This window comes from Bacillus sp. YC2, assembly GCF_019891195.1.
Lineage (GTDB): Bacteria > Bacillota > Bacilli > Bacillales > Bacillaceae > Bacillus.
In genome coordinates, this window is sequence record NZ_JAHXDO010000026.1 from 1 (window position 1) to 5,424 (window position 5,424).

Sequence of the window (5,424 nt, forward strand, 5' to 3'; positions counted from 1 at the left end):
TGGCTTATTGGCATCCGGGTATCAAGAATTACATAATTGGAAAATAAGCAGAGATAATCATCTGCTTATTTTTTTATTTTTTATTTTTTAATAAAAACAATAGTATTCTTTTTAGGCCCCAAAAAATGAGAAAGAATAAGAGGAAGTTAAATAATAGTCCCCAAAGTTCAAAGCTAATGTTTCCATTTACTCGTATATCTAGCCATTGAGCAGGATAACCATAAAATCTATCAGAACCTTCTTCTCTTAATCCTATTGAAGGAATAAACGTTATCATCAATGTAAACAAGAAACTCAAAAAGCATAAAAATCCCTTACTTCCTAATAAATTCATTTTTTATCTCCTTTCACCTATTTAGTTTAATTTTAGATAAAAAATGTGTTAAATAGGCAATTTCAATGTTATTATACGGAGTGTTTTTAGAAAAGACAAAGGAGCAATGATTTGTGAAGAAAATTGGTGTTTTATTATTTTTATCAGTATTTGTTTTATTTAGTTCATTTAACAGTTCAGTATCTGCTGCTAGTGTAAAAGAACAACTTACTAGCGTTGCAGAACAAACAAAGGGTATGGAAGTTGTAGATGATTTACCAAAAGGTACACCCGTTGTTAAATTTGATAGTGTGGCTGATTTTGAGGAAGCTGTAAAAGCAGTTCAAGAAAACAGAAAAGAAGCAGTTAAAAATGAAGATAACGTTGTTGAAGAATCAGTTGTCTCTAAATCGGAACCAGGCATTTTTGTAATGGCTGCAGCTAAAAAGGCAGTAGCCACAAAAAATGGTTCTTCTCAAATAAAATGGCATGAGATGACATGGAATCCACTAAATTTCAAATATGATACAGATCTCTGGATTCAATTTACTTATTCATATACTGGATCAGGCTCTAAAAAGAAATTTGCAAAAATTAAAAGTGTTCATTCTGGAAACGGTGGATTTCCGATGAATTGGAATCAAACAACAAGTGTGACTAATATCTATGACAGCAACAGAAGTGTAAGTATTAAAATTCAAGGTTATTTCTTGGTTGGAGTTAATATTGGAGGACAAACTGTAGGAACTAAATTTACAGATTCTTTTACTAAAAAGTATCATCTTCAAAAAGCAAATAAATATCCGTATGATAAATAAACATAAATGTAATCAAAAGAGCAGAAAAGATCGAGAACGATGATGGAGCAAAAGGCGTATTTGAAGTCAGGCTTACTGGCATCAAGAATTACATTATCAAATAAAAAAGCAGACCGGTTGATGGTCTGCTTTTTTATTTTACTAGCTTGGGAAAGTCTGGTAGAAAGCAACAATGCCGATCACGCTTAACACAACTAGGACTCCTAGAATGCTCCACAATGTTACTTTTACACGTTTAGACATACCATGACCTCACTTTTTAGGCTCAATCAACGGTGAATTTTTGGTAAGTTCGTTTTCCATTTTTATCGCCAACGGCTTTGACAAAAACGTTACCTAGAGTGATACCGATGTCTTTGATTGGCCCGATTTGATAATAGAAACTTCCTGTAACTGCTGCTTTGTTATCCCCTGTAACCCAAGCGTTTTTGCCGCCTGTGTTTAAGCCTGTTCTTACTACTGGATTCAAGTTGCGAACTACTCTTGCGTTTGAAGAGTTAATTTTTTTTACTTTTCCACCGGATACATTGTAGTTAACAGAAACTTTGTAAGTAGTCTGAGGTACTCCGAAAAACTTAACTGAGTTCTGGTAAGAAACGCCTTTGTCTCCCAGAGCATTGATTGGGTCATCAACTACAACTTCGTCTTCTTCTATGTTGATAGGATCGATCTTTGTAAAGCTTTCCACAAATTTTTCCTGATCTTCTTTTGATAAGGCTTTAAAATCTTCAAGGACTTTTCCAGCTTCCATAACTGCTGACGATATGTACTCTGGAGATACACCGGCTGCTTCAGCGGCATTTGAATCATAATTTGCAAGGTATTTTTCGTAATCCTGGGGCGTATATTGACTTTTTACTTCTTCAGCAGATGCTGCGCCTGAAGGCAATACCAATCCAAGTGTAACAAAACTGATAATCATAAACAGAACCAATCTTCTCATTTTGACACTCTCCTTCATAAGATTTTTGAACCAAAATCAAGGTAACATAGATTGTCTGTTCGTGGACATATTTTAACATATTTGCAAAATAATTGATTATAAATCCCTACTTGTAATATTTTCCGTTGCGGGACTTTTTCGGTCACGGATTATTCATAAGATGATGAAAATTTGACACAAAGAACAAAATGTTCATGTGTTAAATGCTGCGGGAGCGGGAAGGGTTTTTCCGATTTTCTGCCGATCTCTCATCGGCGGAAAAATCGGGTCGGCATTGGCCGACAAGTGGCACGAACTTTCGATGCGACAGCGAGAATGAGAGAGCCACCGGCACCGCAGGTCGCACGTTCAAATTGAATCCGTAGGAACAATTTGGTGTAGTGCGTTACACCAAAATTAAAACTTTGTGTTACCATAACCCTAATAGAGTGGTATATATTGGGGGAATTCTTGTGGCAAATTATGCGGTTATCAGGATGGAAAAATACAAGAAAGATAGACTGAATGGAACGCAAAAACACAATCGGAGGGAGTTTCAAAAAAGCAAAAATGAAAACATTGATCGTGGCCGGTCGCATCTCAATTATGATCTTGTTAACGGTCAACCGATCAGCTACGCACAGGCGGTTCGTGAAAAAATTGAGGGCAGGGTCAAACGGAAAGTGCGGGATGATGCCGTTCTGGTGAGCGAGTTTTTAATTACGGCCAGTCCTGATTACATGAACGGATTGAGCGAGACGGAGCAGCGGCGATACTTTGAAGCGGCGGCTGATCATCTGAAAGAGAAATACAGTGCGGAAAATATGCTGTATGCCACGGTACATATGGATGAAGCGACACCGCATATGCATGTCGGGATTGTGCCGATCACCGAGGACGGTCGGCTTTCTGCTAAAGATTTCTTTAACGGCAAGCTGAAGATGAAAGCCATTCAGGATGATTTTCACCGGCATATGGTGAAGAGCGGTTTTGACTTGGAGCGGGGAGAACCAAGCGAAAAGAAGCATGAAAATGTTCACCAGTACAAAATCAATCAGCGGAAAGCGGAGCTTGAGCGGCTGAACGCTGAGATCGCTTTGAAGGAAAAACGGAAAGCGGAACTGGAACAGCAGAATCGAGCGGTTGAATCAGTTGTCTCTGCCAAAAAAGAAACGCTGACGGCCAAAACGGAAGAGTTGAGGATCCCGACCGTTGAGTATGAAAAAGCCGGTCTTTTCAAAAAAGACAAGGTGATTGTGCCGCAGCACGAACTGGAAAATTTGTATGCTTATGCGGAAGACCAAGGGAAAACGGCGGCGCAGCTGTCGCGGCAACTGGAAGCGGAAACGGAAGAAAAGGAACGGTGGAAGTCCATAGCCGGTCAAGAAAAAGAACGGGCAGATTCGAAAGATAAGATGCTCTCGGATCTGCAGACGACTATGAACGAGGAGGTCGAAAAAGCAAAAAGGGGGATGCGGCGGAAGCTGACTAAAGAATTCACAGAAGAGCAGCGGGAAGATCTCCGCCGGGAAGTGAAAGAAGAATTGTCGGCTCTGAAAACAGAAAACAGCGAGCTGAGAGCGGAGAATAATGATTTGAAGCGGCTGACGCTGTCTCTGAGCGCTCAGAAAGACAATGAGGCCAAAAAGCACGATGAAACGAAAAAAAGCCTTAAAGCAGAAAGAGGCAGGTATGGTGAGCTGCTGAACTTCGCCCAAAAGCAGAATAAGGATTTTCATTCGCTGAACGAGGAAAATAAGACGTTAAGAGAGCGGGTAGCCGTACTGGAACAGTGGAAAGACAAAATGGTGCAGTGGGCTAAAGAAAAGTTGCCAAGGGTGAGGAAATTAGCGGCATCGTTTTTCCGTACGGCTGGAATGCCTAGAGAAGCGAATAAATACAAGGACAATGAATTGGAGCGATAAATGGTTTTCATTAACTGCATCCATTAACTTTACATCATCAAAAGCTTGAACTTATTGATATAACCAGGTTTTAAAGGGGCCAGTTTTGTTTTGTTTTGTTTTATAGTTTGTTTTACAAATGTTTTACCAGAAGAAGAAATAAAGAAATATAAAAAGAATAAGAGAGCATGGTGTGCATATCAGTTATCCTTTCCAAAATTGCCACCACTTTTTTTGTTTAGTGGCTGCGATCATTCTTTGTGTCTCCAGCGATTCACGTAATGCAGCAGTGAGTGTCTCGTGCCTTTCTTGCTGTCTTTTTTCGAATTGTTCCATCCGTTCTGCCATGTGGCGGTTGAATTCTTCCTGTCGCTTCATGAATTCAACCAAAGGATTGTCCTGTAGCGATGTAGCGGTATCCGATATGGTCAGTTTTGAACGATATAGGCTTGCTATATGCTTTACCGTTTCATCGAGTGAGTGTCCATTGATTTTAGTCATTGTACATAGATACTCTAAAGTCTTTACGTCATCCTCGGTATAGAGTCGCCATCCTTTCGAATCTTTATTGAACGAGTAGCCTTGTTCTTCAAGCATACTGGCATACTTGCGGACAGTCACCGGCTCTATACCGAGGTGTTTTGCGACGTCCTTGGACGATAATTTGACTCCCATATCCATCACGAATCACCTCGTAAAATAGGTTCGCTATGGCGAGGCCAGACACCTTTAAGTGTTGCACCCTTTATTATGTTTGAGTTGTTTTGAAAAGGGTGCATTTCAAAAGGAGCGCTGCATACCTAAACGAGAGGAAAAATCCAGTCATGACAGGGGACTGACTGGGTTCTTTTGTGTTTGAGTTTGTTTTGGAATTTAGGAGCGGTCACGGAGTGCCCAGTTATACGCACCAAATAAATTGGGGCGTACTGGCGGAAATGACCCGCAGGGGCTTTTGATAAAGAGGAGGGGGTAGTAATGCAAGAGATTGATTTTGAAACAGGGATGAAATATGTAAGAGCAACCCTTGGCTTTGAGGGCTTAATGCTGACGGAAGCAGAGGAAAAGCTTTTAGAAAGGCGGTTTCATGGAGAAATCACAGAAGAAGAATACATGCGAAAAGCGCTGGAGCTGTCTTATTTCGGTGATTAATAAATGGGCAGTGAGCGATTTTGGCGTGAGTCAACGGTAACCGGACCGTAGGGAGGATTAAGGAGTTGACTCACTCAGCGTCACCCGAACCCTTTCAGCACTCAAACAAACCCGTTTGTTTGACGCCAACCGGCGAGGGAGTCCCCCGAAGATTCGGGGGGTTGGGGGGATTGAGTATTGGCATCCAACGGCCATCCGTTGGTGGGTTTGGGCAAAGCCCAAGAACTTGACTAGTGAATTGGGACTAAGTTACTCTTGAAGGAGAAAAAAGATCGGGAAAAATAGTTGGTGAGAGAAGGGAGCGGAAGGCGACGGCAG

General features: G+C 40.9%; 6 protein-coding genes. 3 read left to right on the forward strand and 3 right to left on the reverse strand.

What is annotated here, in order from left to right; all coding sequences use genetic code 11:
- Positions 1 to 73: 73 nt before the first annotated feature.
- A complete protein-coding gene (locus KY305_RS19650) occupies positions 74 to 334 on the reverse strand; it encodes a hypothetical protein (protein WP_223063924.1) in 261 nt (86 codons plus the stop codon).
- A gap of 113 nt (positions 335 to 447) precedes the next feature.
- Between KY305_RS19650 and KY305_RS19655 the strand changes: the two genes are divergently transcribed.
- Positions 448 to 1,131, forward strand: a complete 684-nt coding sequence (locus KY305_RS19655; protein ID WP_223063925.1) for a hypothetical protein — start codon at positions 448 to 450, stop codon at positions 1,129 to 1,131.
- Between the two features lie 265 nt (positions 1,132 to 1,396).
- Here KY305_RS19655 and KY305_RS19660 read toward each other — a convergent pair whose 3' ends face one another.
- Positions 1,397 to 2,074, reverse strand: a complete 678-nt coding sequence (locus KY305_RS19660) for a hypothetical protein (RefSeq protein ID WP_223063926.1) — start codon at positions 2,072 to 2,074, stop codon at positions 1,397 to 1,399.
- A 452-nt stretch (positions 2,075 to 2,526) separates the two neighbouring features.
- On the opposite strand from KY305_RS19660, the gene mobV reads away from it, so the two are divergent.
- A complete protein-coding gene (mobV, locus tag KY305_RS19665; protein ID WP_223063927.1) occupies positions 2,527 to 3,978 on the forward strand; it encodes a MobV family relaxase in 1,452 nt (483 codons plus the stop codon).
- Positions 3,979 to 4,161: 183 nt separating this feature from the next.
- Here mobV and KY305_RS19670 read toward each other — a convergent pair whose 3' ends face one another.
- The gene (locus KY305_RS19670; RefSeq protein ID WP_223063928.1) at positions 4,162 to 4,638 is read right to left on the reverse strand and encodes a MerR family transcriptional regulator; all 477 of its coding nucleotides are present in this window, start codon (positions 4,636 to 4,638) and stop codon (positions 4,162 to 4,164) included.
- Positions 4,639 to 4,932: 294 nt separating this feature from the next.
- Here KY305_RS19670 and KY305_RS19675 point away from each other — a divergent pair, with 294 nt between their 5' ends.
- Positions 4,933 to 5,106 carry a hypothetical protein gene (locus tag KY305_RS19675; RefSeq protein WP_223063929.1) on the forward strand — a complete coding sequence of 58 codons (174 nt, stop codon included), beginning with the start codon at positions 4,933 to 4,935 and terminating at the stop codon, positions 5,104 to 5,106.
- Positions 5,107 to 5,424: the final 318 nt, after the last annotated feature.

Bases quoted from the DNA above. Each gene is read 5' to 3' on its own strand.
- KY305_RS19650 (WP_223063924.1), bottom strand. From the start codon at position 334: ATGAATTTATTAGGAAGTAAGGGATTTTTATGCTTTTTGAGTTTCTTG.
- KY305_RS19660 (WP_223063926.1), bottom strand. From the start codon at position 2,074: ATGAGAAGATTGGTTCTGTTTATGATTATCAGTTTTGTTACACTTGGA.
- KY305_RS19670 (WP_223063928.1), bottom strand. From the start codon at position 4,638: ATGGATATGGGAGTCAAATTATCGTCCAAGGACGTCGCAAAACACCTC.
- KY305_RS19675 (WP_223063929.1), top strand. From the start codon at position 4,933: ATGCAAGAGATTGATTTTGAAACAGGGATGAAATATGTAAGAGCAACC.